The sequence below is a fragment of the Leisingera sp. M658 genome, from assembly GCF_025144145.1.
Classification (GTDB): Bacteria; Pseudomonadota; Alphaproteobacteria; order Rhodobacterales; family Rhodobacteraceae; genus Leisingera.
The window spans coordinates 2,358,939-2,384,844 of sequence record NZ_CP083546.1; the positions used below are offsets into that span (position 1 = coordinate 2,358,939).

The window sequence follows — 25,906 nt, forward strand, 5'->3', positions numbered from 1 at the left end:
TCTCGTGACGCCGAATTCGTTGGCCAGATCTTCGATCTGCACCCCCTCGGCACGCTTGCGCACGATGGCGAGACGCTGGTTTTGCGTAAGTCGCTTGTGCCGTGGTGCGCGCGGTCGGCCCATGTGAAGTAATCACCCCTATTTCTTGCCAGCATCATACAGGCAGCCCAGTTATGGCACTTCGCCATAATTGATTCAATATTATAATATTGCATCAACTGCCTGTATTCCGTTTGGAGCAGCCGTAGGCTGCGACAGCCAGATACTTGCGCGGACACAGACCGGCGCTACACTGACGGCATTGTTTTTTGTTTTTTGAGGTTCGAAATGGGGCGCGGCGGTTATTCAGGTGGCAGCACAATTATTTACCCAGGGGGGCGTGGCTGGTCTTATGACCCGCTATCTTCGATGCCTGGAACCAAAGGCAAGAAGAGCAAAAAGAAGGCGAAAGCCAAGAAACCCAAAACCAAGCCAACAAGCGAAAACTTTCTCGAGTATTTTTCCCTTTCGTGTGCCTGCTGTAAAATTCTGGGATTGGATTGGCCTGGTATCGGCGACGACGAGCGTCGAGCCCCACTTTTGGACGCAAAGACCAAGGGCTACCACAAGCCTTTTCGTGACAAAGTTGGACGTCAAAGAAAGAAAGCAAATCGGATTCTTTTGTCCTATGCGGCTCAATGTGCAGCCTCGGACAAAAAAGGCGAAGAGCGACCCAATGTCCCAAAATCGATCAGGTTCGCGGCAGAGGTTAAAGGGTTTTCGTCGCGACTTGAGGGAAAAATCAAAGAGCGAAAGAACCCTCCGCATGATCCGGCCGATATCGACAGTTCGACCCAAACCGCGAAGTGAACGCGGTCGCCCGCGTCCACTGCTGCCTTGATCTCTTCCAAGGTCATCGCAACGCCTCCTCAAGGATTGCGAGAGCCCCAAGACAATCGTCGATATAGGGCTGCTCCTCACCCTCCAGATCGTTCAGCTCCAGCCGGTTCAACACCGCGTAAAGCGTGGCGCGCGCCTCGCGGGCTGCGCTTCGCAAGCTGACGGTGTCTTCCAGTCGCGCGGCTCCAAAATCATCGCTTTGAAAATCAGGGATCATTAGATTTCTCCCGCCTTGTGTTTCCAACGCGGGGCGATGTCCTTGAACGGCACGGTGAAAGGCGGCAGCGCGTCAAAGCCATTCGAGCTCTTGGCAACCTTCACCTTGACGCAATCATCCTTGACGCTGAGGATCTCGACACAGAACACGCCGCCCAAACCCGACGGAACAACGATTTCCTTGAGCTCATGCCGATGCTTCCCGCAATACACGCAGGTGCTATAAAGCCCGTCGATGATGTGACCGCCGGTCGTGCGATCACAGTCGCAGGTCCAGAATTTCGGGGGCTGATATTTGTGAGCCATTTGTGGCCTCCTTTTGGGTGCTGCGGTCGGGGTTTGGCTCGTGGCTCGGGGAAACGCTCCCCCGGAGCCTTTCCGGTTTCCTCCCCACTCCGCCGATGGGCTGCGCACCGGCTAATCTGATCTGACCGAATACGCATGTATTCGGCGGAACAGAGTGGGTGGGGGCACAGCCCGACCCACGGCCCAGGAGCGGCCAGTCAATGGGTCAAAGCCGCAACTGGTGCGGCCCGCAGCGCACCCCGCGCGAGGACACGGGTTGCAGGCTTTGACGACGCGCCTGCGCGGCGCTTGCCCATTGACGGGACACGACTGGGATGTTGGGCGGACCAATCAAGTTGAAAGAAGCCTGAAGGAGGTGAGCGGGCTGAAAGCCGGTCGATCCTCCGCACAGCCCGTTTCTCAGAGCGGCCCGTGCGAAGCAGCACGGGTCACAATTTCTCATTTCATCCCCCGAGGCCTGCGCCCCGCCACATGAGGCGGGGCGCAGGTGCTCAAAGCTCAACACCGGGCTTCAAGTTGCCGTCCGGGTCCAGCCACGAACGGGCCTCGGCGCAATCCAAGCAAATGCACGAACAACTGCCCTTCACGATGACCGGTGCCAGAAAAATCACCGGGTTTGACGCGCCGCATTTGCGGCACGTCATCGGGGGTAGGATTGCGGGGCCGCTCATGCTGCGGCCGCTTTCGATTGACCTGCGGCTGCTAGGACAAAATCGGCTGCCTTTTGCGCCTCGGACGCCGCGCGAAAAATCGCCCGTTTGTCTCCTTTGAGCGCTTTCAACCACCCTTCGACATAGGCGGCGCTTTGGTCGAATTCCGGCGCGACACCAATCTGAGCACCAAGGAAACAAGCGCCGATTTCCGCCACCAGCTCTTCAAAGGCATAGGCCTCACGGTTCGCAAATTTCTTGATCCGCTCAAGCCGCTTTTCACTACCTGTCCAGTGGATCACCTCATGGGCCAAGGTCCCATAATAGCCTGCCGCATAGTGAAACGTGGCAATTGGCGGCATGTGGATGTGGTCTTTGGCGGGGCTGTAGTAGGCGCGCGGGTCATCGCTGGTGAGAATCTCTGCCCCCGTCCGGCCGAAAAACGCCTCAAGCTCTAGGTCTTCCGCCGTCCCAAGGTCGCGCGGAGCCTCGGGCCGGACGTAGTACTCCTCCGGCAAACCTTCGATCTGATCCGCATTGAACACGCGGTATGCGCTCGCATAGGGCAGTTCTTCCTCAATGCCCAATTCGTTCTCTCGGGTGAACGTCCCGTATTTGACCACGGTCGAAGAAGTCTCTCCTTTGCGGACCTGACCGCCAAGCTCCTGCGCCTGTTTGTAGGTCATCCAGCGGCTGGACACATGGCCTTGCTTGGCCGCCATGACCCAGAGCATCAGGATATTAATCCCGCGATACTCCTCGCCGTTGTGCCGTGTCGGCAGGGCAATGCCGGACGCACTCCCGGTCCACGGCTTGCGCCATGGCGGTGTGCCCGCCTCGATCTCTGCAATAATGGTGTCGGTGACATGGGCATAAACATCAAACTTCGGTGCCATTTGTGGCCTCCTCGATCAAAGTGACGCGGGTGAGGCTTCACGCCCCCTTCCGCCGATGGGCTGCGCCTCGGCCACCTGATCTGACCGAATACGCATGTATTCGGCGGAACAGAGTGGGAGAGGGCAAAGCCCGACCCACGGCCCTGAACGGGGCTGTCAATCGGCCACATTTGCGAAGAAAATGTCTGCGCCAAAATCAGACGCCAATTTGCCGCGCGAGGAATGGCTCGCCTGCGAGACAGGGGAAATTGGTGGATTATTTTGGGGATGGCCCAAGGTTGACCGCCACGGTCAGGGATGTTGGGCGGACCAAACAAAAGGAATGATGTCTGGATCGGAATGAGCGGGCCAACGGCCCGTTGAGCCCCGGTTCAGTCTATTGGGAGATGTTGCCCGCGCGCTTTAGCGTGGGCTCAAAACAAGACGAACATCAGCTTGGCGTGTCGCAACGATCTGTTGCTGCACTTCTGATCGTCATTCAGCCTTGGCGATGATCCGAGAGACAATCCGTGTACATAGGTTGAATTTGGGCTGTGAACACAGGCCGTTACGCGATACGTTTACAAAAAACCGTTCGAATTCAGGGCAATCTTTTGAAAATCATCGACAACATTTCTGTCCTCTTGGGAGATGAACTGAAAGCAGGTTCCGAAGCCGGTGCGAAAATCCGGGTGGCGGCCAGTTGCTTCTCAATCTTTGCATACGAAGCACTGCGGAATGAATTGGAAAGCGTCAAAGAGCTCGAGTTCATCCTGACAGACCCGACGTTCATTCCGAACGAAGCTCTCGGGCGTTCGAGGAAAGAGAAACGAGAGTTCTTTATCCCGAAACAGCTCAGAGAAACTGCTCTGTACGGCACAGAATTTGAAATTCATCTTCGGAACAAATTGACCCAAAAGGCCATTGCAAAACAGTGCGCGGACTGGATCCGGAGGAAAGCCACCTTTAAATCCAACGCTACTGACGCCCCGATGCAGCAGTTCGCGACCATCGAAGCGCGCAAGGGAAACAAGGTTTTCTCGCCTATCAGTGGGTTTTCAGCCGTCGATTTGGGCTACCAGCCTGGCAACGCTGTTTCGAATTTCACGCATGCCTTCGAGGACGACCTTTCGGCAAAAACTTATCTTTCGTTGTTTGATCAGGTCTGGGCAAACCCCGCAAACGTTCAAGATGTGACGGATCAAGTCCTTCAGCACATTGAGGCCGTTTACCAGGAGAATTCGCCGCAAAGGATTTACTTCCTGATCCTGTACAACATCTTCAGGGAATTCCTTGAGGAGGTCGACGAGGATGTGCTGCCCAATGACCAAACGGGATACTTGGATAGCCTCGTCTGGAACAAGCTGTTCAACTATCAACGAGACGCTGCCACTGGGGTAATTAACAAGCTGGAAACCTATAACGGCTGCATCCTTGCGGACAGCGTCGGCTTGGGAAAGACTTTCACCGCGCTCGCGGTAGTCAAATATTATGAACTACGGAACAAATCTGTCCTGGTTCTCTGCCCCAAAAAGCTTGCTGACAATTGGCGCAACTACAACACGAACCTCAAGACAAACCTCTTTGCAGCCGACCGCTTCAACTATGATGTCCTCTGCCACACCGACCTCTCCAGAACATCGGGCGAGTCTTTGGGCATCCCGCTCGATCGGGTCAATTGGGGCAATTATGATCTAGTCGTCATCGATGAGTCCCACAACTTCCGAAACAACGACGTCTACAAAGATCGGGAAACTCGGTACCAGAAGCTGATGAACAAGGTCATCAGGTCCGGCGTGAAGACAAAAGTTCTGATGCTTTCCGCGACCCCCGTTAACAACAGGTTCACCGACCTACGCAACCAGCTCGCATTGGCATACGAGGGGCATTCGGACACGTTGAGCCGAAACCTGAAGACCAAATCCAGTGTTGAAGAGATTTTCCGGAAGGCTCAAACCGCCTTCAATACTTGGTCAGAGCTACCTCCAGCGGAACGCACGGCACAATCCATTCTCAGAGCGCTGGATCTTGATTTCTTTGAGCTCTTGGACTCGGTGACGATCGCACGTTCTCGCAAGCATATCGAGCAATTCTACGATACGGCCGACATCGGGCAATTCCCCGAGCGTAAAAAGCCCATTTCCCATCACCTCCCGATCACGTTCCGCGAGGATGTCGTGGGGTTCGACGAGATATATGGCGACTTATCCCTGCTAAAAATGGCTGTCTACGCGCCGGTGAACTACATCCAACCGAGCCGCCTTAGGAAATATGAGGAGCTCTACGACACCAAGACAGAAGGCTCCAAAGGCACGCTGCGCCAGGCCGATCGCGAGCGCAGCCTGCAAGCGCTGATGACGACGAACCTTCTGAAGCGCCTTGAAAGTTCTGTAGAGGCATTCCGTCTCACATTGGGTGCGCTCGACCGAAACATTGGCGCTATGCTGGAGGCCATCGACCGGTTCGAGGCGAGTGGCGGCAATGGCAGGATCGAAGATGTCTTCAATGACGTGGACAACTTGGATACCGACGATGATGACCTGTCGGGACTCGGCGAATTCACGATCGGCAAGAAGATCCAAATCGACCTCGCTGATATGGATATCCCGACGTGGAAAGCTGACTTGGGCGGCGACCGCGAGATCATCCATGGCCTATTGACCGAGATGGAAAAGGTTGGCGTCGAAGAGGACGCCAAACTTCAGCACCTGATTGACGTCATCAAGCAGAAGATGGCCGCCCCCATGAACCCAGGCAATCGCAAGGTTCTGATCTTCACCGCTTACGCAGACACCGCTGAATATCTTTATCGCCACGTCGCGCCCGCCCTTAATGGCACGATGGGGTCCGAGACAGGCATCGTCACGGGCTCAGGAAACCCTAAGACGACCTTGAAGCCTCACTACGACTTCCAGTCGGTTCTGACCCTTTTTGCCCCCAAGGCGAAAGAGAAGGCGCTGATCATGCCAGAGGTGCCAGATGAGCTGGACATCTTGATCGGAACTGACTGCATTTCAGAAGGGCAAAACCTTCAGGATTGCGACTACCTGATCAACTACGACATCCACTGGAACCCGGTCAGGATCGTTCAGCGGTTCGGCCGTGTGGATCGCATTGGATCGCCCAACTCTGCTATCCAGCTGGTCAACTACTGGCCCGACATCTCACTCGATGAATACATCAACCTAAAAGAACGCGTCGAAAACCGGATGCATATTGTCGATCTGACTGGCACCGGCGAAGATAACGTGCTGACGGCGAAAAGTAGTGACGTCGCCTACCGCAAGGACCAGTTGCAGCGCTTGCAGGAAGAGGTGATCGAGCTGGAGGATGTCAAAACCGGCGTTTCCATCACTGACCTAGGCCTGAACGACTTCCGCATGGATCTGCTGAACTACACCAAGGAACATGGCGATCTGGCGGGCCAACCCAAAGGCCTCCACGCCATCGTCCTGTCCAACCCCGCGAAAGGCCTGCAGCCCGGCGTGATCTTTGCTCTGCGCAACATCCACCCGGACGTGAACGTCAACCAACAGAACCGTCTGCACCCTTACTATCTGATCTATCTCGACAACGATGCGAACGTCATCGCGGACCACACCGAGGTGAAGCGCCTGCTCGACCTGATCCGCTCCAGCTGCAAGGGTCTGGACAAACCGATCAAGGCGCTCTGCGACGCCTTCAACGCGGAAACCAAAGACGGGCGCGAAATGGGCAAGTATTCCGAGCTGCTTAGTGACGCGATCAAATCCATGATCGAGGTGAAGGAAGAGCGCGACCTCGACAGCCTCTTTTCCGGCGGGCACACCACGGCGCTAACCCACACCATCGCCGGGCTCGATGATTTTGAACTGCTCGCCTTCATCGTCGTGAGGGACGCTGGATGACCGCGCTCTACGACTACCCCAAATCAACGCTCCTGAAACGCGTCGTGCCAAAGACACGGATCTATGACCGGGTTCAGGCCGCCACCGCGCTCAAGGACAAATTCGTCGCGCAGGTGGACCAGATCACATGGCGGGCCAAGCTGGCCCCGGAAACCATCAACCTGCCCGCCACCAAATCCGTGCCGGAAATACAGGTCTTCCGCGTCACGCTGAAAGCCGACGCGGCGCAAGACGATGTCCTCAAGGCCATCGATCGCGCCATCCCCTTTCCGATCCTGTTTGAACTGGAACAGGACGGCCAGATCCAAATCGCCGCCGCCCACAAACGCCCGTCTGAGGCGGACGCGGCAAAATGGGTGCTCTCGGACTATCTGCGCTCGGACTGGTTGCCGATCGATACGCCCCGCAGCCCATTGCCAGTGGCGCTGAACCTTGGCGTGCTTTATGAACAGATCCTGACGGCGCTTATGCCGATTGTGCCGCAAACGGCGGAATCCTTGAGCGCGCGGATGGACCGGACGCACGCGCTAAAAACCAAAGAGCGTGAGATCAGCCAGCTGAAATCCAAGTTGAAACGCGAGACGCAATTCAACATCAAAATGACACTGCACGGTCAGCTGCGTGAGGCGCAGGCAGACTTCGAGCATCTGAAAAAGCCGGAAAAGGCAGAGGGACGAGAATGAGTGACGAGATCGAAAAGCTGAAAATGCACAGCCCTGACCTGACGCAGGACAATATCGCCAAGATCCGCGCGCTCTTCCCCGGCTGCGTGACCGAGGCGGCGGGTGAGGATGGCAAGTTGCGCCTGGCGGTGGATTTTGACCAGCTGCGTCAGGAATTGTCGGACAGCATCGTCGAGGGGCCGCAGGAACGCTATCACCTGAACTGGCCGGGCAAGCGCGAGGCGCTGATCACCGCCAACGCCCCTATCGCCAAAACCCTGCGCCCCGCGCGCAATGAGTCCGTGGATTTCGACACCACCCAGAACCTGTTCATCGAAGGCGACAACCTTGAGGCGCTGAAGCTGCTGCAAGAGACCTATCTGGGTAAGGTTAAGATGATCTACATCGACCCGCCGTATAACACGGGGAAGGACTTCATCTACTCGGATAACTTTTCAGAGGGCTCAGACGCGTTTCTTACAAGGTCCAACCAAGTCGATGAAACCGGAAACCGATTGGTCGCAAACACGCTCTCAAACGGACGGTTTCACTCCGATTGGTTGTCCATGATGTACTCACGTCTGAAATTGGCCAGGAACCTGCTTGCCGATGATGGTGTAATTCTTGCATCGATCGACGATGCAGAAACCGCCAACCTCAAACGACTGCTGGATGAAGTTTTTGGGGAAGACAACTTCATCGATACAATTGCGGTTGAGATGTCGACCACTTCCGGCCCAAAAACGGTTAACGCCCAACAAGGTACAATCGTAAAAAACGTCGAGTTTGTGCATGTTTACAGAAGAACAGCTGAGTTTGACAAAAAACCACACACACCTCTTTTTGATGGCATCGACACCTACGACACGCACTATTCAGTGTGGCTGAACAATGATGGAACTCTGGGAACGCTATCCGAAAAGCTTCTTGCCGACGAAAAAGTAGGCGCCGACATTAAGCGTTTTGATCTGTTGCGCCGGAATGCCTTCAGCATCAACGATATAAACCAACTCTTGGCACTTTCCGAAGCTGCGAAAGAGTTTATCGACTCAAATCTAGAAAGCATCGCTCGTATCGACCGCCCGCCAGTTTCTGCGGGAGGGCAGACCCCGCCCATGGGTCGTTGGGAAAAGTTTGAGGCCGAACATCGTACTTACTATTTGACGACACTCCAAAATGGAACGCTTCAAGCGCTTATGCCGCTATCGCTGAACTTTAGAATGTCCGATGACTACAAACCTCGCTTCGGCAGGACGGTTATCCGTGGTGACCTTTGGAAAGGGTTTCATCAGGACATGGGGAACGTTGCGAAAGAAGGCTCAATGGCCTTTGCCAATGGGAAGAAACCGGTTCGATTGATTAAGCAACTAGTCAGATGGGCTAACAACTCCGATGGTGGCATTGTCATGGATTTTTTTGCAGGTTCGGGCACCACAGGACATGCCGTCATGCAAGCAAATGCAGAGGACGGACAAGCCCGAAAATTTGTGCTGGTTCAACTTGACGAGGAACCAGACCCAAAGTCTGAGGCTGCAAAAGCTGGGTTCAAGACAATCGCGGAAATATCTCGGGAGCGCCTTCGTCGTGCAGGCTCAAAGCTGCTCGAAGGCGAGTGTCACAGCGAATGGAACAAGGACGTAGGCTTTCGCTCGATCAAGATCGACAGCTCAAACATGGCCGATGTGTTCTACACGCCGGATCAGACCTCTCAGGCAGACCTGCTTTCGCGCGTGGACAATATCAAACCCGACCGCACGGCCGAGGACCTGTTGTTCCAAGTCCTGCTCGACTGGGGCGTTGACTTGACCCTGCCCATCCGCCGCGAGACGGTTCAGGGCAAGACCGTCTTCTTCGTCGACGACACCGCCCTGATGGCCTGTTTCGACGATGGCATCTCCGAAGACTTGGTCAAAGAGCTGGCAGGCCACGCCCCAATGCGGATCGTGTTCAAGGACACAGGCTTTGCCGACGACCAGACCAAGATCAACGTGCGCCAGATCTTCAAAGCCATGTCGCCCGAGACCGAAGTGAAGGCGATCTGACCCCATGAAGATCAAGTTCAAGTCGCAACCCTATCAGACAGCGGCGGTCGAGGCCGTGGTCGATTGTTTCGAAGGTCAGCCGAACACGGCGGCCCAAGTCTATCGGATCGATCCCGGTGTCCGCGCGCAAATGCGATCCGACGAAGACGGCTTTCGCAATGCCGATATCGCCATGCCTGCCAGCCAAGTGCTGGAAAACATCCGCAAGGTGCAACAGCTCCAGAACCTGCCCCTGTCCGAGAGCCTGAGCACCTTTGTCGATGACAAGGGCAAGCCCAAGAAGGCCAGCTATAAGGCGGGCGCGGCCATCAACCTCGACATCGAGATGGAGACCGGCACGGGCAAGACCTATTGCTATATCAAGTCCATCTTCGAGATGAACAAGCGCTATGGCTGGTCCAAGTTCATCATCATGGTCCCGTCAATTGCGATCCGCGAAGGCGTGGCCAAGTCGCTGGAGATGACGGCAGAGCATTTCGTCGAAAGCTACGGCAAGAAGGCGCGGTTCTTTATCTACAATTCCAAGCGGTTGCACGAGCTGGAGAGCTTTTCCTCGGACGCGGGCATCAACGTGATGGTGATCAACGTTCAGGCGTTCAACGCGAGCGGCGCTGACAACCGTCGTATCTATGAAGAGCTGGATGATTTCCAGTCGCGCCGCCCCATCGACGTGATTGCCAAGAACCGCCCCATCTTGATCCTCGACGAGCCGCAGAAAATGGAAGGGACGGCGACACAGAATGCCCTGCCCAAGTTCAACCCGCTGTTCATCCTGCGCTATTCCGCGACCCACAAGACGATCCATAACAAGGTGCATCGTCTGGATGCGATCGACGCATTCAGCCAGAAGCTGGTTAAGAAGATCGAAGTGCGCGGCATTCAGGCCAAGGGTCTGACGGGCACGAATGCGTATCTCTATCTGGAAGGCATCCAGATTTCCAAAAGCGATCCCGTTGCGCGGGTGGAGATGGAGGTCAAAACCAACTCGGGCATCAAGCGGGTGCTGCGGAAGGTTGAGAAAGGTCGCAATCTGTTTGATCTGTCCAAGGGGCTCGATCAGTATCGGGACTTTGTTGTTTCGGACATCGACGCACGCGTGGACGAGGTGCATTTCACCAACGGGGTCGTTCTGAAAGCTGGTGAAGCCAGTGGCGACATCACTGAACGTGACATCCGCCGCATTCAAATCCGAGAGACGATCGCGGCCCATCTCGAGCGCGAAAAGCAGCTGTTCGCCAAGGGCATCAAGGTGCTGTCCCTGTTCTTCATCGACGAGGTGGCAAGGTATCGGGACTACGACGCTGAGGACGAAAAAGGCGAATATGCCCGCATCTTCGAAGAGGAATACGAAGCCCTGAAAGCCGAATACCTTGGTGAATTGCCCCTCGAAGATGAGGCCTATCGCAAGCACCTGGATAGCATCGGCGTCGGTGCGACCCACAACGGCTATTTCTCGATCGACAAGAAGGGCAAGCTGGTTGATCCAAAGGTCAAAGCGCGTGGTGAGTTCGCTGGTTTGACGGATGACGTTTCGGCTTATGATCTGATCCTAAAGGACAAGGAACGCCTGCTTTCCTTCGAAGAGCCGACGCGGTTCATCTTCTCCCACTCCGCGTTGCGCGAGGGCTGGGATAACCCCAACGTGTTTGTGATGTGCATGCTCAAGCACAGTGACAACACCATATCGCGTCGCCAGGAAGTTGGCCGGGGTCTGCGCATTTCGGTCAACAAGAACGGCGACCGTATGGATCACGCAGCAACCGTGCATGACGTCAACGTCCTGACCGTGGTGGCTAGCGAAAGCTACAAAGACTTTGTTGGCGGCCTTCAGAAAGAAATCGCCGAAAACCTGTCGGAGCGCCCGCGCCAGGCGAACGCCGAGTACTTCGAAGGCAAGTCGATCACGGTCAACGGCAGTGAAACCACTGTGTCAAAGGACATGGCCAAACGCATCGAGCGGTATCTCGTCAAGAACGACTACATCGATAACAACGATGGCATCACGCAAGCGTATCATGAAGCGCGTGAGGCGGGCACGCTGGCTTCATTGCCCGATGAGCTCCTCGACCAACAGGAACAGATCCTGCAGCTGATCGATACCGTCTTTAACGGAAGCCAGCTCGAGAACATGATGGGCGATGGCCGCAAGCCCAAAGCGATCCCGCGAAACAAGAACTTCGAAAAGAAAGAGTTTCAGGAGCTTTGGCAGCGCATCAACCGGAAGGCAGTCTATCAGGTAGAATTTGACTCCCAGGATCTCATCAAGCGTTGCATCAATGCTTTGGACAGCAATCTGTTTGTCTCGCCTCTGCAATACGTCGTCACCGAAGGCAAACTTTCGGATGAGCTGACTGAGGCCCAACTTCGAACCGGAGCTGCGTTTAGACAATCGAGTATACGCAGTGAGGAAAGTAGCTCTGCCCACTCGCTCGTTTCATATGACGTCATCGGCAAACTTGCTGAAGGAGCGGATTTGACGCGTGGGACGATCGGGAAAATCCTGACCGGAATGAGCGCTGCGAAGTTCTCGACGTTCCAGGCCAACCCTGAACAATTCATCTCTGAGGCCTCACGCATAATCAAAGAGCAGAAGGCCACGACTGTCATCGAGCATCTGACCTATGATGCAACTGCCGACATATACGACACCGATATTTTCCCCGCGACCCAGAGTGGCACTGATCTGACGCAAGCCGTCGGGAAGTTGCGAAACCACATCTATGACTATGCGGTGGTCGACTCTGGGGTCGAACGCAAATTTGTCGAAGACCTGGATACAAGCGATGAAATCGTCGTCTACTCGAAGCTTCCGCAGGGGTTTCTCATCCCCACGCCTGTCGGAGACTACAACCCCGACTGGGCGATAGCTTTCAAAGAGCAATCGGTGCAACACATCTATTTTGTGGCGGAAACAAAGGGTTCCCAGCCGTCTCTCAAGTTCCGCGAGCTGGAGCGAGAGAAAATCAAATGCGCTAGGAAGTTTTTTGAGGAAATTGCGAACAGCGTCCCAAATGACCGGGTTAAGTATGATGTGGTATCAGACTTTTCTGAGCTCATGTCCGCAGTTCGGGGCAACTAGTGATGCTTTGGAGATAACCTTTGGTCGGTGTTGATTTGAACCAAAACTGTTTGTCCCACTTATCCCAGCGGCGCTTCGCTGACCTGATCCATTGCGAGCGCAACGATCTGCAATCGTTGTTGGCCAACCTTCCGAAATTGCACAAGCATAGAATTTAAACGGACGAAAGAATGAATAACCAGCCAAAGCCAGATTCGAAGACATACGATGACCTGATCTCGGACGTCAAAAAAGGCATCATCAAGGTGCCCAAGTTCCAACGGGATTTCGTCTGGGACTTGAAGGCAACCGCCAAGCTTCTGGATTCTATCCTCAAAGGTTATCCCATCGGGACCTTCATCCTTTGGGAAACGGATCAACGCATCAACGATATCAAAAACATTGGTGGCTTTGCCCTGCCTGAGACGCCCGTTGGGCGCAATGTTCAGTACGTCCTTGATGGGCAGCAACGCATTACCTCCCTCTTCGCGGCCTATCTTGGTGCGCAGATCAGAAAACCCACCGAGAAAAAGGTGACCGACTACAAAGACATTGTCGTGAACCTGGAAGAGAACCTCGAGGAGAAGGAGAAGGACATAGTCACCGTGAAAGACGAAGCGGAGGTTTTCATACCCCTGCATGACGTTCTGAACTTTGACTACCAGATGGGCAATGAACTGGAACAGCGTGGTTTTGAGAAAACACAAATCAATCAGATCAGTGCATATTCCAGCGCCTTTAAGACCTATGCCTTCTCAACGGTCACCCTTCGGCAGAACGATATCGAGTCCGCCATTGAGGTGTTTACTCGAATAAATACAGGGGGAAAGGTTCTCACGCTTTTCGAAATTATGTCGGCCAAGACCTACGATGAAGCCGCTGATTTCGACATGCAGGCCCGTTGGGAGAAGTTCCAGAAAAAACTTAATGACAGCAAATACGAGAACATTTCTCCCTCTGTTCTTCTGCAAATCCTGAGCCTTGTCATAAGCGAGTCGAAGGAGTGTAAGCGAAAGACGATCCTGGGCCTGGACAAGGCCGACATCATCGCAAGGTGGGATGATGTCATCTCTGCGATCGAGAAGACCATCGACCACTTCCGGACAGTTTTGCGGATACCTGTTTCCCAAATTTTACCCTATGACACTCTCATCGTGCCTTTTGCCTACTTCTTCTTGAAAACGGGCAAATCACCCAGCGGGCAGCAACGGAAATATCTGGAAGAGCTCTTCTGGCGTTCATCCTTGTCGCTGCGTTATTCGTCAGCAACTGAATCCAAGCTGGCGGCTGATATCAAGAAAGTTGATCTAATCATAGCAGGCCAGCGGCCAGCTTACCCGGAGTTCAAACTTTACATCAATTCAGCTCAAGATCTCCGTGAAACGGACTTCTCGACCGGGAACGCGATCTGCAAGTCGATCCTGTGCATTCTCGCATATCATGAACCGAAAGATTTCGACACAAACGGAAAGGTGCTTCTGGATAACTCCTATCTCAAAATCGCTAGCAGTAAGAACTACCACCATTTCTTTCCGAGAGCATTTGTCCGCAAGCATGGCAGCGATGCAGAGACCCCCTATGCCAACTCGATTGTGAACATCACTTTGGTCAGCGCCGAACTGAACAAGAAGCGGATCGGCGCAAAGGCCCCCTCGGTATATCTAGCAGATTTTGCAGATGAGAACTCAGAATTAAAGCATGCGCTGAGCAGCCATCTCATCGAGTTGGATGATGCCTCAGTTGTGCAAGACGATTTTACTGCATTCCTGAAGCATCGCTCAGAAGTTCTCTATGCCGAGATCTTGAAGCGCATAGAACCATCCGAAGCACCTGCGCAGATCGATCCCATCCATGAGATGATCCTCGAGGGCGAGGGCCAGCTGGTAGAGTTCAAGTCCACCCTGCGATACGACATGCGTACTGGCGAAGTGAACAAGAAGCTCGAGCACGTGGTCGCCAAGACAGTTGCGGCATTCATGAATTCTGACGGTGGAAGCCTCTTAATAGGTGTAGATGACCATGGGAATGCCATTGGCCTCGAACTCGACTGCGGCACACTTTCAAAGAAAGATCGGGACGGCTTTCAACTCCACATTGCTAATATCTTCGACAAGTACCTCGGCAAGGACGTTATGAAGCTCTGGAAGCTCAACTGGCCAACCTATGATGACAAGCAGATTTGTCATGTTGAAGTCACAAGGGCGAACAAACCCGTTTACGTGATTTCAGAAGGTAAGGAGGAGTTCTTCGTTCGCAAAGAAGGATCATCGCAGCCCCTTTCTCGTGCGGAAGAGCATGAATGGAACAAGGGACGCTTCTGAGAAAAGATCGTGAGCCTAGAGCAACGGGGAGCCAGGGCGGGCAACCCGCCCAGGCGCTCAGGTCATTCGGTGACCTGAGCGTCATCACGGCGCGGGAAGGCAACCATCTCGACATCGGGGAACATGCTGTGTTTCACGTTGATCGACGTGATGTTGCCGCTATCGTCGGTGTTGACGAAGAGGACGCCGCAGCGGTCCCAGAAGTTCTTGCCGTCTTTTTCGCCGGATTTGACGTTCAGTTTCAGAGTTTGAGTAGCCATTTTTTGATCCTCACTTTGAGTGTTTCGATGAACATGACCAAAGCTGGCACCAGGGGCTGTCAGCGAGAAACTTGCCTCGCGAGGAATGCGCTGGCGCAGGGGAATTTTCTTGTTGAAGCGGGGCTTGCCCCGCGTCTGCTACGGCTGCCCGCTTATGTTCAGCAGTCGGAAACACGGCACTGAGGATCTGGGTTTGGCACTCAGAATTTAACTGGTCTCGTCAACCTGCTCCAAAAGGGCGCAGGAACTTCAAAGATCGCAGCGGCCATTATTCTCGACATCTTACGCTGCAGCGTAATTTTTCTAGATTTGCGCTTCAGCGTAAATTTCACACTGGTGTGTTGCTTTGTCCTCGAGAGGCGACAGCTGCCCCAGTTTACGCTCGCGCCAGATCCGCTTCCTCGTGCTCGAAGGCTGTCGTCATCTCTTTGATTTCCCTCTCCGGAGCCCCCAGTGCACGGGCGACGTCACGCCAAGAAATGGTCGCTTCGGCCACCTCTGCGATGATGCGATCGGCCTCGGCGCGCTCCAGAAGATAGGATTCATGTTGCGCGCGGTGCAGGGCGATACTGGCATCCGGGTTGTCGTCATCAACGTAGCTCTTGAGCACGCGTGGTTGGTTCGGCACAGGGTTGATGTCGTAGGCCGGTGAGAGGTGCCATCCGCCACGCCCACGCAGAAATCCGTGATTGCGCATATGGTCATCAAGGTTCGTCACGAGAATGGAGAAGGCGACCCGCCGGTATAGCTCTTCGCGGTCTTGGTCAGGCGTCACGCTTTCTGAGGTGATAATATCGGCCAAGTCCAAATAGCTGTAGTTTTCGCCATCCTTGCCGCCCAGCATCGCCATGGCGGAGATGAATGGGATCCTGCCGTCGTCGTTCCGGTCAAACCGATGGGACAAGAAAACCGGCTTATCGCCAGCCATTTCAAGCGTGTGATCCGAGACCGTGATTCCGGCGCGCCTTGCGAGCTCCAGTGCAATGGCTTCCCAGCGTTCCACGCAATAAGTGTCCGTCTCTTTCGGGAACTTGGCGACAGAAAGACGGCCGTGTTGGTCGAGTATGCTGGCCTTCGGGCGAGCACCCCCGAGGGAACTTCCCGGAGCAAACAGCATTTTGAGGTCCTCAGCGGTCTCCTCCCCGCGCAAAACGCGCTGAGACGCATGAAGCAAATCCCCGAGGCTCACGAGCGCAGGCACGCCGATGCCTTCGCGCGCTTGAAAGTCGCCATCAACCTTGAAGCGCAGGGCACTCAAACGGGTCTCGTCATTTACGCCAAGCAGGTAGTCGGTTTCTTGCAGCGTCCTCGGACGTCGCCCCTCGGCCTCTGCCAGGCGCCCCTCAAAGCGCCGCATGACTGTTCTGCCCCAAGTATCAGGGGCAGAATCCCCAAGCGGTGCAAGCATGTCCTGCCCAGCCTCAGGCACGAATTGCCCTGCAACGAGAGGCATGTCCGGCGAAAGCCCGAAGGCATTTTTATCGGCAAGCCAGTCGTCATGATAGGTAAAGGACACCCGCTCTCGGCCGCGCCCCGCTGTGCGGTGGAGCATGCCGACCTGTTTCAACCCTTTCCAGTCGATCCAGACCTCAACCATTTTTCAGTCTCGCACGCTGCGGAAGGTCGTCCAGGGCCATTTGCTCTCCAACCGGGTCATCGATATTCCCCCAACCTTTCAAGAGACCGAGCGCCTGCAGTACTGCCACGTAAGTGCCGATCTTAACGGCTGGGTTTCCGCTTTCGATCTTGGCAATGGTCTGCCGCGTTGTGCCAGCGCGCTGCGCGACAATCTCAGCGGTCAATTTGCGGCGCAGTCGCGCAACACGAATGTTTTCCCCAAGTGTCACGAGCTCTTTACGTGCCGCTCTGGGTATTTTGATCGAAACAGCCATAATGATATCTCCAGGCGACACTAAGCCGATATACGTTACACTGAGAAAACATTAATGTCAATTTTCACCGCTTAACCTGACGATCCAACGCCCCTGCTCGCACCACGACTTATGTTATCTCATCATAACATTGAGAGCATTAAGGTTACCATTACGAAACATGCCCTGGTTACCTAACCGCACTCATCCAACGCGTCTGCTCGAACGAAACGATTGCGTTCCCTTCCCTCGAAAGTCATGCCCGCAGCCCCGCAGCACGAACCTGTTCGGGTGTCACCAGCTTTGACGCGATCAAGTACTCGATCTGGCGGTTCGTGATATGGCGGCACAGGGGGTGGCGCTCGTGGATCCACTCGGCGAGGCTAGCGCGTCCTTTGGCTTCGGCCTCTCGTGCTTTCTCGCGGTCCGCCTTTATCTGGGCAAGCCCCTTCTCCCAGCGTCGCATCTTGAACCAGTTGTCCGAGAAACAGACCTTGCTGCGCGTGTAGCCCTCGCTTTCCTTCGCGTAGGCTTTGACAGCCTGCTTCAGATCATCGGGCTTCACACCGGCCTCCAGGGCCGCAGCGATCAGGCGCAGACTCGTTCGCCGGTCTCGGATCCTGTCTTCGGGATAGGCCGCTAAGATCTTCTCAGCTTCAAGATCTTCAACCTCCGCCGCCGCCTCGCGCTTGCGCGTAGGTGGTTTATGGATGGTTTTAGGATGGTTTGGGGTCCACCGTGAACCCCGTACCCCGTTCACCGTGGACCCCGTACCGGGGTCAGGCTGGACGGGGTTCACAGTGACCCCCGTCTCGATGTCGGGCTCGGCCGTGGGTTCCAACGCGGCTACGCGCTCCAGAACGATGCGGTAAATGACGGTGTAGCCGTTCTTGCATTGCCGTCGCCCTGTCTCGATAAGAATGCCTTCGCGCAGGAAGTCGATGATGGTGCGCTTCACCGTGCTTTCGCTAAGCTCTGTGTGGCGCTGGATCGTTCCCTTTGAGCACCAGATGCCCGAGCCGTCATCGCTCGCCTTGTCGGCCAGGAACATGATGATCTGCTTGCGCGCGGCGCTGCCAAAACGGCGCTCGGCGCATTCATTTGCGATGCGCCAGCTCATGATCTCACCGCCAATTGGGTTGAGGTCAGACCGGAAATGCCGTAGGCATTGGGACGGAAATATTCTTCTATGCCGTTGAGGTGGGTGGCCGCCCCCTCAGCGGTTTTTCTTTGCCTTTTCGCCAGAGCGGGAGCCTGTGAAAAACCGTTTACTTGGGCCTCGCAACCTATTGAAAAGCGACCCTGAACGAAACAAGTCCGTTTACAATTTTTCCATTTAAAAACAATGAAAACTCCCGGATTGCAAATCCGTGTACACCGGTTCGATTCCGGTACTCGCCTCCAATAAAATCAATGACTTGCGTCATCCCACACCTCCTTCACTGCCATTTTGAAACAACCGTTGAAACTTTCACGTTTCGGCCTTGCTTCGTTCCATCTGATTTCTTGCCTCTTGAGCGCGCTTCGCGAGCTCCCTTTGCCGGATCGGCCCACCGTACTTTTTCAGCATCTCGACGCCTGACGGCTGCATGGCAGCCGCCGGCAGGATAAGCACTGGGAAATCCCTGGCAGCTAGGCTTTCAGCCTGAACCGCTGGATTTTTCCGGTGTCGGTCTTTGGCAGTGCCGAGGTAAACACCAATGAACGCGGATACTTGTAAGGCGCGATTTCCGCCTTGACGTAATCCTGCAGCAGCTTGACCATTTCATCCGACGGCGCCAGCTTATCGGCCAGCACCACATGCGCCTGCACAATCTCGCCCCGCTCCTCATCCGGGACCCCGATCACCGCGCATTCCACCACCGCTTCATGCGCAAGCAGGGCCGCCTCTACCTCAGGTCCTGCAATGTTGTACCCGGAGGAGACGATCATGTCATCGTTGCGGGCGGCAAAGTGCAGATACCCGGCGTCATCCCGGACAAAGCTGTCGCCGGTGATGTTCCAGCCGTCTTGCACGTACACAGCCTGCCGGTCATCGGCCAGGTAACGGCACCCTGTGGGTCCCCTGACTGCCAGCCGCCCGATCTCGCCGCGCGGGGCCTCGTTGCCGTTCTTATCCAGCACCCTCACCTGATAGCCGCCCACAGGCTTGCCGGTGCAAGCGGGCCGGTGATCGCTGAACCGGTTGGTGATGAAGATATGCAGCATCTCTGTCGCCCCGATCCCGTCCAGCATCGGCTTGCCGGTTTTCTGCATCCACTCGTCATAAACCGGCGCGGGCAGGGTCTCCCCGGCCGACACTGCCGCCCGCAGCGACGACAGATCCGCCCCCTCCTCCATCGCCCGCAGCATCACGCGGTAAGCAGTCGGCGCGGTGAAGCAAACCGTCGCCTTGTATTTCTCAATGATCTCAATGAGGTTCGGCGGCGAGGCATTTTCCAAGAGCGTCGCCGCAGCACCAAAGCGCAAAGGGAAGATCGCCAGCCCGCCCAGGCCGAATGTGAAAGCCAGCGGCGGCGAGCCGACGAACACATCCTCCGGCTGCACATCCAACACTTCGCGAGCATAGCCGTCAGCGATGATCAGCAGATCACGGTGGAAATGCATGGTTGCCTTGGGGGCGCCGGTGGTGCCCGAGGTGAAGCCCAGCAGGGCCACGTCATCACGCCCCGTTTGCACCGCCTCATAGGTCACGGGTTTTTCCAGTGCCAGCCGGTCCAGTTCAGCATCGTGATTGGACGTGCCGTCAAAGCCGACAACCGTTTTCAGGAATTCTGAATCCTTGGCGCAGGCGACCAACTCGTCCTTCAGCCTTGTGTCGCACAGCGCATGGGACACTTCGGCCTTGTCGACGATCTTGGCCAGCTCCCCCTTGCGCAGCATCGGCATGGTATTGACCACCACCGCGCCCGCCTTTGTCGCCGCCAGCCAGCAGGCCACCATCGCCGGGTTGTTGGCCGAGCGGATCAGCACCCGGTTGCCGGGTTTCACCCCCAGATCCTCGCTCAGCACATGCGCCAGCCGGTTGGTCCAGTCCGCCAGCTCCTTGTAGGTCCGGTAGCGGCCATTGCCGATCAGCGCAGTGCGGTCGCCGAACCCCTTTTCGACCATCGCATCGGTCAGCTCGACCGCGGCATTCAGGTGTTCCGGATAGTCAAACCCCTCCAGCAGAAACTCAGGCCATTGCTCCGCAGGCGGCAGGTTGTCCCGGGCAAAACTGTCTACATGCGCGGTTGGTCCCAACATATCACTCCCCTCCCTGAAAGGCACCCATCGCCTGGCGGGCGATCACCACCCGCTGCACGTCCGAGGCCCCCTCGTAGATCCGCAACGCCCGGATATCGCGGTACAGCTCCTCCACCTTCTGACCCCGGCGCACGCCGTCTCCTCCATGCAGCTGCACTGCCTTGTCGATCACAGATTGCGCCTGATCGGTGGAAAACAGCTTGGCCATCGCCGCCTCCCGCGTGACCCGCGCGGCGCCGGAATCCTTGGCCCAGGCGGCACGGTAAACCAGCAGCGCAGCGGCATCCACATCCAGAGCCATATCGGCAATGTGCCCCTGCACCATTTGCAGATCAAACAGCGGCGCGCCCTGCACCTGGCGCTGTGCCACCCGCGCCAGCGCTTCGTCCAGCGCCCGGCGGGCAAACCCCAGCGCCGCCGCCGCTACGGTGGAACGGAACACGTCCAGCACCGACATCGCAATCTTAAAGCCGGCACCCGGCTGGCCTAGCAATGCCGTTTTCGGAATCCGGCAGCCGGTGAACCGCAAGGTTGCCAGCGGATGCGGCGCGATGGTTTCCAGCCGCTCCGCCACCTCGAACCCAGACAGGCCCGCCGGCACGACAAAGGCACTCAGCCCCTTCGCCCCCGGCGCCTCGCCGGTGCGGGCAAACAGCGTGTAGACATCGGCAATCCCGCCGTTGGAGATCCAGGTCTTTTCACCGTTCAAAACGTAATGATTGCCATCCAGCGTCGCCGTCATGGTGGAATTGGCCACATCCGACCCCGACTGCGGCTCAGTCAGCGCAAAGGCCGATATCGCCTTGCCCGCCCGGGTCAGCGGCAGCCACTCCTGCTGCTGCGCTTCTGTCCCGAACAGCGAAATGGCGCCGGTCCCCAGCCCCTGCATGGCAAAGGCGAAATCCGCCAGCCCGTCATGGCGCGCCAGCGTCTCGCGGATCAGGCACAGGCTGCGCACGTCCAATTTCCCGCCGGCCATCGCACCGGAATGCTGCGTCCAGCCACCCGCACCCAAAGCTGCGACCAGCGCCCGGCAGGCCGCATCCGTGTCCGAATGATCAATACCCGTCAGATGCGCTCCGGCCCAGGCCTCCAGCTCCTCCGCCAGCGCCCGGTGCCGGTCCTCAAAGAACGGCCAATTCAAAAACGACTTGTCCGCCATGGCGCGGCTCTCCCTGTTTCACCTTTGTCCAAATACTCCCGCCGGAGGCTCCCGTACCCTCCTCCTGCACGAGGCCTTCGGCTCAAGCGGCTCAGTCGCCCTCGAACACCGGTTTTTCCCTATTCACAAAAGCATGGAACGCACGCTCAAAATCCGCCGTCTGCATGCAGATCGCCTGCGCCTGCGCTTCAGCCTCAATCGCCTGTTCGATCGACATCGACCATTCCTGTGCCAGCATGGTCTTGGTCATCATGTGGCCAAAGTTTGGACCTGCTGCGATCCGCGCCGCCCAGGCTTGTGCCTCCGCCTCCAGAGCGTCCGGCGCCACCAGCTTGTTGTGAAATCCCCAGGCGTGCCCCTCTTCGGCATTCATCGACCGCCCGGTGTACAGCAGCTCCGCCGCCCGCCCCTGGCCTATAATCCGCGGCAGGATCGCACAGGCGCCCATATCGCAGCCTGCAAGCCCGACACGGGTGAACAGAAATGCAGTTTTGGCCTCCGGCGTGGCAATCCGGATGTCCGAGGCCATGGCGATAATTGCCCCCGCGCCAACGCAAATCCCGTCAATCGCCGCAATCACCGGCTTGCCGCAGGTCACAATTGCTTTGACCAGATCGCCGGTCATCCGGGTGAAGGCCAACAGTTCCTTCATGCTCATCTTCGTCAGCGGCCCGATAATGTCATGCACATCGCCGCCCGAGCAGAAATTGCCGCCGTTGGAGGCAAAAACCACCGTCTTGACGCTGTCGTCATAGTGCAGATCCCGGAACCAGTTACGCAGCTCGGCGTAGCTGTCGAATGTCAGCGGGTTCTTCCGCTCGGGCCGGTCCAGCGAGACCGTGGCGACGCCATCCTCGATCCGGCACAGAAAGTGCTGCGGGTCCGTGTTCACCTTCATGCCTTGCCTCCCTCGTCCAGCCGCCGTGCCACCGCGTCCAGGCTTTCGGCAATTGCTTGCGCCTCATCCGTTGCCAGCCCGTCAAAGGCCGCATTGATCCAACCCTCATGCGCCTCTGCCTGGCGTGAGAACTCAGTCTGGCCCGCCGCCGTCAGCCGCACAAGATTGGCGCGCCGGTCGCCCTCGACCTTCTCGCGCTGCACATGGCCGTCCTCGACCAGACGTTCAACAATGCCGGTCACGTTGCCGTTCGACACTTTCAGAACACCTGACAACTCACTCATTTTCAGCCCTTTTTCATGCTGCATCAGCGCCGCCATCACATCAAACCGCGGCAGCGTGGTTGCGAAGTCCCGCCGCAGGTTTTCGCGCACCTCGCTCTCCACCGCCTTGGTGGCCTTCAGCACCTTCAGCCACAGCCGCAGCCGGTCTTTTGACGTTGTGCTCAAATCTCGCCTCCCGAAACGCTCATCGCGTGCCCGTTGATTGACGAAGCGTCATCTGACGCCAGGAACACTGCCGTTGCCGCCACTTCCGCAGGCGCGATCAGCCGCTGCATCGGGTTGCCGCCAACCACCATCTTAAGCGCCTTCTCCCGCGGAATGTCATGCCGGGCCATCAGCCCTGTGATTGCGCTCTCCGCCATTTCGGTATCAACAAACCCCGGGCAGATCGCATTGCAAGTGATGCCGCGCTTGGCCACGCTCTGCGCAACCGAGCGCACCAGTCCCAGCACCCCGTGTTTCGAGGCCGCATAGGCCGGGATATGCGCCCCGCCCTGCAAGGACGCGGTCGAGGCAATGGCAATCAGCCGCCCGCCCGGTTTCATGCCAGCCCGCAGCGCCGCCCGGAAGGTCAGGAAGGTGCCGGTCATGTTCACCGTCAGGGTGTGCTGCCAGTCTTCCAGCTCAACATCCTCGATCCGCGCGGCGATCCCGGTGCCCGCATTTGCCACAACCACGTCGTAAGCTGTGTCAAACAGCGTTTCGACCTGGGCCTCATCCGTGACGTCAGCAGGTCTGATTTCCAGATCCGTATCCGTCGCTGCCTGCTCCAGCGCGTCGCGCCGCCGCCCCGAAATTGTCACCTGACAATTCTGGGCTGCAAAGGCCTGCGCGATTGCCTTGCCGATGCCAGTGCCGCCGCCTGTTACCAGTACCCTGCGTGTCATGCCCGGATCACCTCCGCGTCACGGTCGGCCAGCCGCCAGGCCTGATCCCGGCCCGCCTGATACGGCAGCGGCCAGTCCCCGTGCCGGTCGCCGATCCGCGCCGCCTCGTGCAGGGTCCAATAGGGATCGGCCAGATGCGGCCGGCCTACACAGACCAGATCGGCCCGCCCCGCCATCAGGATCGAATTGGCATGGTCCGCCTCATAGATATTGCCGACCGCCATGGTGGCAATCCCGGCTTCGTTGCGGATGCGGTCGGAAAACGGCGTCTGGAACATGCGGCCATAGACCGGCTGCGCATCGGTCGAGGTCTGCCCGGCGGAGACATCAATGATATCCGCACCCGCCGCGGTGAACGCCTTGGCGATCTCCACCGCTTCTTCCGGAGTGACGCCATCGCCGCCCACCCAGTCATTTGCGGAGATCCTGACAGACATCGGCTTCGCCTCAGGCCAAACCGCGCGCATCGCCTGGAACACCTCCAGCGGGTAGCGCAGCCGGTTTGCCAGGCTTCCGCCGTACTCATCCGTCCGAATGTTCGATTTTGGCGATATGAACGAGGAAATAAGGTATCCATGCGCCGCATGAAGTTCGATCATGTCAAACCCTGCGCGCTCTGCCATCTGCGCCGATGCAACGAATTCCTCCCGGATTTGATCCATTTCCGCCCGCGTGATCTCCCGCGGTGCCGGGTTGTTTTCCGACCACGGAATGGGCGAGGCCGAAACCGTTTCCCAGTTTCCTTCCGGCAGCGGCGCGTCCATTTCCTCCCACCCTAGCTGGGTGGAGCCCTTGCGCCCAGAATGGCCGATCTGACAGCAGATCTTCGCGCCGGTCTCAGCATGCACAAAATCCGTCAGCCGTCTCCACGCCGCCTCATGCTCCGGCGCATACAGCCCCGGGCAGCCCAGCGAAATCCGGCCCTCAGCCGATACACAGGTCATTTCGGTATAGACCAGCCCGGCGCCGCCCTTGGCGCGCTCGCCGTAATGGATCAGGTGCCAGTCCGCCGGGCAGCCCTCCACTGCCTTGTACTGCGCCATGGGGGAAACCACGATGCGGTTCTGCAGTTCCATCCCGCGCAAGCGGTAGGGGGCAAACATCGGTGGCCGCACCGGCGCATCACCCGGCGCGCCGGCCTTGTCCTGGAACCACTTCTCGGCGCTTTGCAGCCAGTCCGCATCGCGCAGCCGCAGGTTCTCGTGGGAAATCCGCTGCGAACGGGTCAGCAGGGAATAGTTGAACTGCACCGGATCCATGTCCAGATAGCGCTCGACCTCTTCAAACCACTCCAAGGAGTTGCGTGCAGCTGATTGCAGCCGCAGCACATCCAGCCGCCGCTCCTCCTGGTACCGCTCAAAGGCGCGTTCCAGCGTCGGTTCGGTGCTCACCAGCTCAGCCAGTGCAATCGCGCTGTCAAAGGCCAGCCGCGATCCCGACCCGATGGAGAAATGCGCGGTGGCTGAGGCATCCCCCAGCAGAACCACATTCTCGTGGTGCCACTTTTCGCACAGCACCCGCGGGAAGTTGATCCACACCGCCGCCCCGCGCAAATGCGCCGCGTTCGACATCAGCCGCTGCCCGCCCAGATGATCCGCAAAGATCTCCTCGCAGGTGCGGACGGTCTCCTCCTTGCTCATGCCCTCAAAACCCCAGGCCTCCCAGGTCTCAGCTGAACATTCGACAATCACCGTCGCCGTGTCCGCGTCAAACTGGTAGGCGTGGATCCACATCCAGCCGTGTTTGGTCTTCTCAAAAACAAAGGTGAAGGCATCGTCGAATTTCTGATGGGTGCCCAGCCAGATGAACTTGCAGGGCCGCACGTCGATTTCCGGTTTAAAATGCTCCGCGAACTCATTGCGAACGCTGGAGTTCAGCCCGTCGCAGCCGACCACAAGATCATAGTCTGCTTGATATTCCGCAGCGGATTTGGCAAGGGTTTCAAATTGCAGGTCAACGCCCAGTTCGCGCGCCCGGTCCTGCAGCAGCAGCAGCATCTGCCTGCGGCCTATTCCGGCAAACCCATGCCCGCCTGACACCGTGCGGTTGCCGTTATGCACCACCGCGATATCGTCCCAATAGGCAAAGTGTTCACGGATCGCTTCGGCGCTCTGCGGGTCATTGGCGCTGAGATTCTCCAGCGCGTCATCCGACAGCACCACGCCCCAGCCAAAGGTATCATCAGGCTTGTTACGCTCAATCACCGTGACCTGTGCCTCGGGCTGGCGCAGCTTCATCGAGATCGCAAAGTAGAGGCCCGCAGGCCCTCCTCCCAAACAGGCGACTTTCATGATCATCCTTTCCCGCTCAGCGCACATCCTTGCAGATCAGGATAGGCAGGTCCGGGAAAACTTCAAGCATAAAGTTTTAAGCTTGAAGTAAATGGGTGCAAAGCTTTGGCG

19 protein-coding genes are annotated in these 25,906 nt (G+C 57.1%); 6 read left to right on the plus strand and 13 right to left on the minus strand.

Features of this window, described 5'->3' with window-relative positions; all coding sequences use genetic code 11:
- Nucleotides 1-327 precede the first annotated feature (327 nt).
- Nucleotides 328-849, plus strand: coding sequence for a hypothetical protein (locus tag K3724_RS11790; protein WP_259985004.1), 522 nt, complete (start codon nucleotides 328-330; stop codon nucleotides 847-849).
- Nucleotides 850-892: 43 nt separating this feature from the next.
- Here the strand turns inward: K3724_RS11790 and K3724_RS11795 are convergent, their stop codons facing one another.
- The 3 genes from K3724_RS11795 to K3724_RS11805 form a co-directional block, all read right to left on the minus strand.
- The gene (locus K3724_RS11795) at nucleotides 893-1,096 is read right to left on the minus strand and encodes a hypothetical protein (protein WP_259985006.1); all 204 of its coding nucleotides are present in this window, start codon (nucleotides 1,094-1,096) and stop codon (nucleotides 893-895) included.
- Nucleotides 1,096-1,401 carry a hypothetical protein gene (locus tag K3724_RS11800; RefSeq protein WP_259985008.1) on the minus strand — a complete coding sequence of 102 codons (306 nt, stop codon included), beginning with the start codon at nucleotides 1,399-1,401 and terminating at the stop codon, nucleotides 1,096-1,098. Before K3724_RS11800 ends, K3724_RS11795 begins: the two co-directional genes overlap by 1 nt.
- A 667-nt stretch (nucleotides 1,402-2,068) precedes the next feature.
- Nucleotides 2,069-2,947, minus strand: a complete 879-nt coding sequence (locus tag K3724_RS11805) for an ArdC family protein (protein WP_259985010.1) — start codon at nucleotides 2,945-2,947, stop codon at nucleotides 2,069-2,071.
- Between the two features lie 593 nt (nucleotides 2,948-3,540).
- Between K3724_RS11805 and K3724_RS11810 the strand changes: the two genes are divergently transcribed.
- The 5 genes from K3724_RS11810 (at nucleotide 3,541) to K3724_RS11830 (ending at nucleotide 14,896) form a co-directional block, all read left to right on the plus strand.
- Nucleotides 3,541-6,813: a helicase-related protein gene (locus K3724_RS11810; protein ID WP_259985012.1), complete on the plus strand. Its 3,273-nt coding sequence runs from the start codon at nucleotides 3,541-3,543 to the stop codon at nucleotides 6,811-6,813.
- Nucleotides 6,810-7,496 (plus strand): DUF4391 domain-containing protein, encoded by a 687-nt coding sequence (locus K3724_RS11815; RefSeq protein ID WP_259985014.1) that lies wholly within the window; start codon nucleotides 6,810-6,812, stop codon nucleotides 7,494-7,496. The genes K3724_RS11810 and K3724_RS11815 overlap by 4 nt, the downstream gene beginning before the upstream one ends.
- Nucleotides 7,493-9,517, plus strand: a complete 2,025-nt coding sequence (locus tag K3724_RS11820; protein ID WP_259985016.1) for a site-specific DNA-methyltransferase — start codon at nucleotides 7,493-7,495, stop codon at nucleotides 9,515-9,517. The genes K3724_RS11815 and K3724_RS11820 overlap by 4 nt, the downstream gene beginning before the upstream one ends.
- A 4-nt stretch (nucleotides 9,518-9,521) precedes the next feature.
- Nucleotides 9,522-12,596, plus strand: a complete 3,075-nt coding sequence (locus tag K3724_RS11825) for a type III restriction-modification system endonuclease (RefSeq protein ID WP_259985018.1) — start codon at nucleotides 9,522-9,524, stop codon at nucleotides 12,594-12,596.
- A gap of 170 nt (nucleotides 12,597-12,766) precedes the next feature.
- Nucleotides 12,767-14,896 (plus strand): DUF262 domain-containing protein, encoded by a 2,130-nt coding sequence (locus tag K3724_RS11830; protein WP_259985020.1) that lies wholly within the window; start codon nucleotides 12,767-12,769, stop codon nucleotides 14,894-14,896.
- 62 nt (nucleotides 14,897-14,958) lie between these two features.
- On the opposite strand, the gene K3724_RS11835 is transcribed toward K3724_RS11830, so the two are convergent.
- The 10 genes from K3724_RS11835 to K3724_RS11880 all read right to left on the minus strand — a co-directional run bounded on the left by K3724_RS11835 (nucleotide 14,959) and on the right by K3724_RS11880 (nucleotide 25,795).
- On the minus strand, nucleotides 14,959-15,156 hold the full coding sequence (locus K3724_RS11835) for a hypothetical protein (RefSeq protein ID WP_259985022.1): 198 nt from the start codon (nucleotides 15,154-15,156) through the stop codon (nucleotides 14,959-14,961).
- A gap of 376 nt (nucleotides 15,157-15,532) precedes the next feature.
- Nucleotides 15,533-16,753, minus strand: a complete 1,221-nt coding sequence (locus tag K3724_RS11840) for a type II toxin-antitoxin system HipA family toxin (protein ID WP_259985024.1) — start codon at nucleotides 16,751-16,753, stop codon at nucleotides 15,533-15,535.
- Nucleotides 16,746-17,048, minus strand: coding sequence for a helix-turn-helix domain-containing protein (locus tag K3724_RS11845; protein ID WP_259985026.1), 303 nt, complete (start codon nucleotides 17,046-17,048; stop codon nucleotides 16,746-16,748). Before K3724_RS11845 ends, K3724_RS11840 begins: the two co-directional genes overlap by 8 nt.
- A gap of 235 nt (nucleotides 17,049-17,283) precedes the next feature.
- On the minus strand, nucleotides 17,284-18,147 hold the full coding sequence (locus K3724_RS11850; protein WP_259985028.1) for a hypothetical protein: 864 nt from the start codon (nucleotides 18,145-18,147) through the stop codon (nucleotides 17,284-17,286).
- 512 nt (nucleotides 18,148-18,659) lie between these two features.
- Nucleotides 18,660-20,273, minus strand: coding sequence for an AMP-binding protein (locus K3724_RS11855; protein ID WP_259985030.1), 1,614 nt, complete (start codon nucleotides 20,271-20,273; stop codon nucleotides 18,660-18,662).
- Nucleotide 20,274: 1 nt separating this feature from the next.
- Nucleotides 20,275-21,435, minus strand: a complete 1,161-nt coding sequence (locus K3724_RS11860) for an acyl-CoA dehydrogenase family protein (RefSeq protein ID WP_259985032.1) — start codon at nucleotides 21,433-21,435, stop codon at nucleotides 20,275-20,277.
- Between the two features lie 91 nt (nucleotides 21,436-21,526).
- Nucleotides 21,527-22,333, minus strand: a complete 807-nt coding sequence (locus tag K3724_RS11865; RefSeq protein WP_259985034.1) for an enoyl-CoA hydratase family protein — start codon at nucleotides 22,331-22,333, stop codon at nucleotides 21,527-21,529.
- Nucleotides 22,330-22,782: a MarR family winged helix-turn-helix transcriptional regulator gene (locus tag K3724_RS11870; protein WP_259985037.1), complete on the minus strand. Its 453-nt coding sequence runs from the start codon at nucleotides 22,780-22,782 to the stop codon at nucleotides 22,330-22,332. Before K3724_RS11870 ends, K3724_RS11865 begins: the two co-directional genes overlap by 4 nt.
- Nucleotides 22,779-23,504, minus strand: coding sequence for an SDR family NAD(P)-dependent oxidoreductase (locus K3724_RS11875; RefSeq protein ID WP_259985039.1), 726 nt, complete (start codon nucleotides 23,502-23,504; stop codon nucleotides 22,779-22,781). The genes K3724_RS11870 and K3724_RS11875 overlap by 4 nt, the downstream gene beginning before the upstream one ends.
- Nucleotides 23,501-25,795 (minus strand): bifunctional salicylyl-CoA 5-hydroxylase/oxidoreductase, encoded by a 2,295-nt coding sequence (locus K3724_RS11880; RefSeq protein WP_259985041.1) that lies wholly within the window; start codon nucleotides 25,793-25,795, stop codon nucleotides 23,501-23,503. Before K3724_RS11880 ends, K3724_RS11875 begins: the two co-directional genes overlap by 4 nt.
- Between the last annotated feature and the right edge of the window lie 111 nt (nucleotides 25,796-25,906).

What these genes read in the sequence shown, in the direction of transcription:
- K3724_RS11790 (WP_259985004.1), top strand. Translation starts at nt 328, where the DNA reads ATGGGGCGCGGCGGTTATTCAGGTGGCAGCACAATTATTTACCCAGGG.
- K3724_RS11795 (WP_259985006.1), bottom strand. Translation starts at nt 1,096, where the DNA reads ATGATCCCTGATTTTCAAAGCGATGATTTTGGAGCCGCGCGACTGGAA.
- K3724_RS11800 (WP_259985008.1), bottom strand. Translation starts at nt 1,401, where the DNA reads ATGGCTCACAAATATCAGCCCCCGAAATTCTGGACCTGCGACTGTGAT.
- K3724_RS11805 (WP_259985010.1), bottom strand. Translation starts at nt 2,947, where the DNA reads ATGGCACCGAAGTTTGATGTTTATGCCCATGTCACCGACACCATTATT.
- K3724_RS11815 (WP_259985014.1), top strand. Translation starts at nt 6,810, where the DNA reads ATGACCGCGCTCTACGACTACCCCAAATCAACGCTCCTGAAACGCGTC.
- K3724_RS11820 (WP_259985016.1), top strand. Translation starts at nt 7,493, where the DNA reads ATGAGTGACGAGATCGAAAAGCTGAAAATGCACAGCCCTGACCTGACG.
- K3724_RS11825 (WP_259985018.1), top strand. Translation starts at nt 9,522, where the DNA reads ATGAAGATCAAGTTCAAGTCGCAACCCTATCAGACAGCGGCGGTCGAG.
- K3724_RS11830 (WP_259985020.1), top strand. Translation starts at nt 12,767, where the DNA reads ATGAATAACCAGCCAAAGCCAGATTCGAAGACATACGATGACCTGATC.
- K3724_RS11835 (WP_259985022.1), bottom strand. Translation starts at nt 15,156, where the DNA reads ATGGCTACTCAAACTCTGAAACTGAACGTCAAATCCGGCGAAAAAGAC.
- K3724_RS11840 (WP_259985024.1), bottom strand. Translation starts at nt 16,753, where the DNA reads ATGGTTGAGGTCTGGATCGACTGGAAAGGGTTGAAACAGGTCGGCATG.
- K3724_RS11845 (WP_259985026.1), bottom strand. Translation starts at nt 17,048, where the DNA reads ATGGCTGTTTCGATCAAAATACCCAGAGCGGCACGTAAAGAGCTCGTG.
- K3724_RS11850 (WP_259985028.1), bottom strand. Translation starts at nt 18,147, where the DNA reads ATGAGCTGGCGCATCGCAAATGAATGCGCCGAGCGCCGTTTTGGCAGC.
- K3724_RS11855 (WP_259985030.1), bottom strand. Translation starts at nt 20,273, where the DNA reads ATGTTGGGACCAACCGCGCATGTAGACAGTTTTGCCCGGGACAACCTG.
- K3724_RS11860 (WP_259985032.1), bottom strand. Translation starts at nt 21,435, where the DNA reads ATGGCGGACAAGTCGTTTTTGAATTGGCCGTTCTTTGAGGACCGGCAC.
- K3724_RS11865 (WP_259985034.1), bottom strand. Translation starts at nt 22,333, where the DNA reads ATGAAGGTGAACACGGACCCGCAGCACTTTCTGTGCCGGATCGAGGAT.
- K3724_RS11875 (WP_259985039.1), bottom strand. Translation starts at nt 23,504, where the DNA reads ATGACACGCAGGGTACTGGTAACAGGCGGCGGCACTGGCATCGGCAAG.
- K3724_RS11880 (WP_259985041.1), bottom strand. Translation starts at nt 25,795, where the DNA reads ATGAAAGTCGCCTGTTTGGGAGGAGGGCCTGCGGGCCTCTACTTTGCG.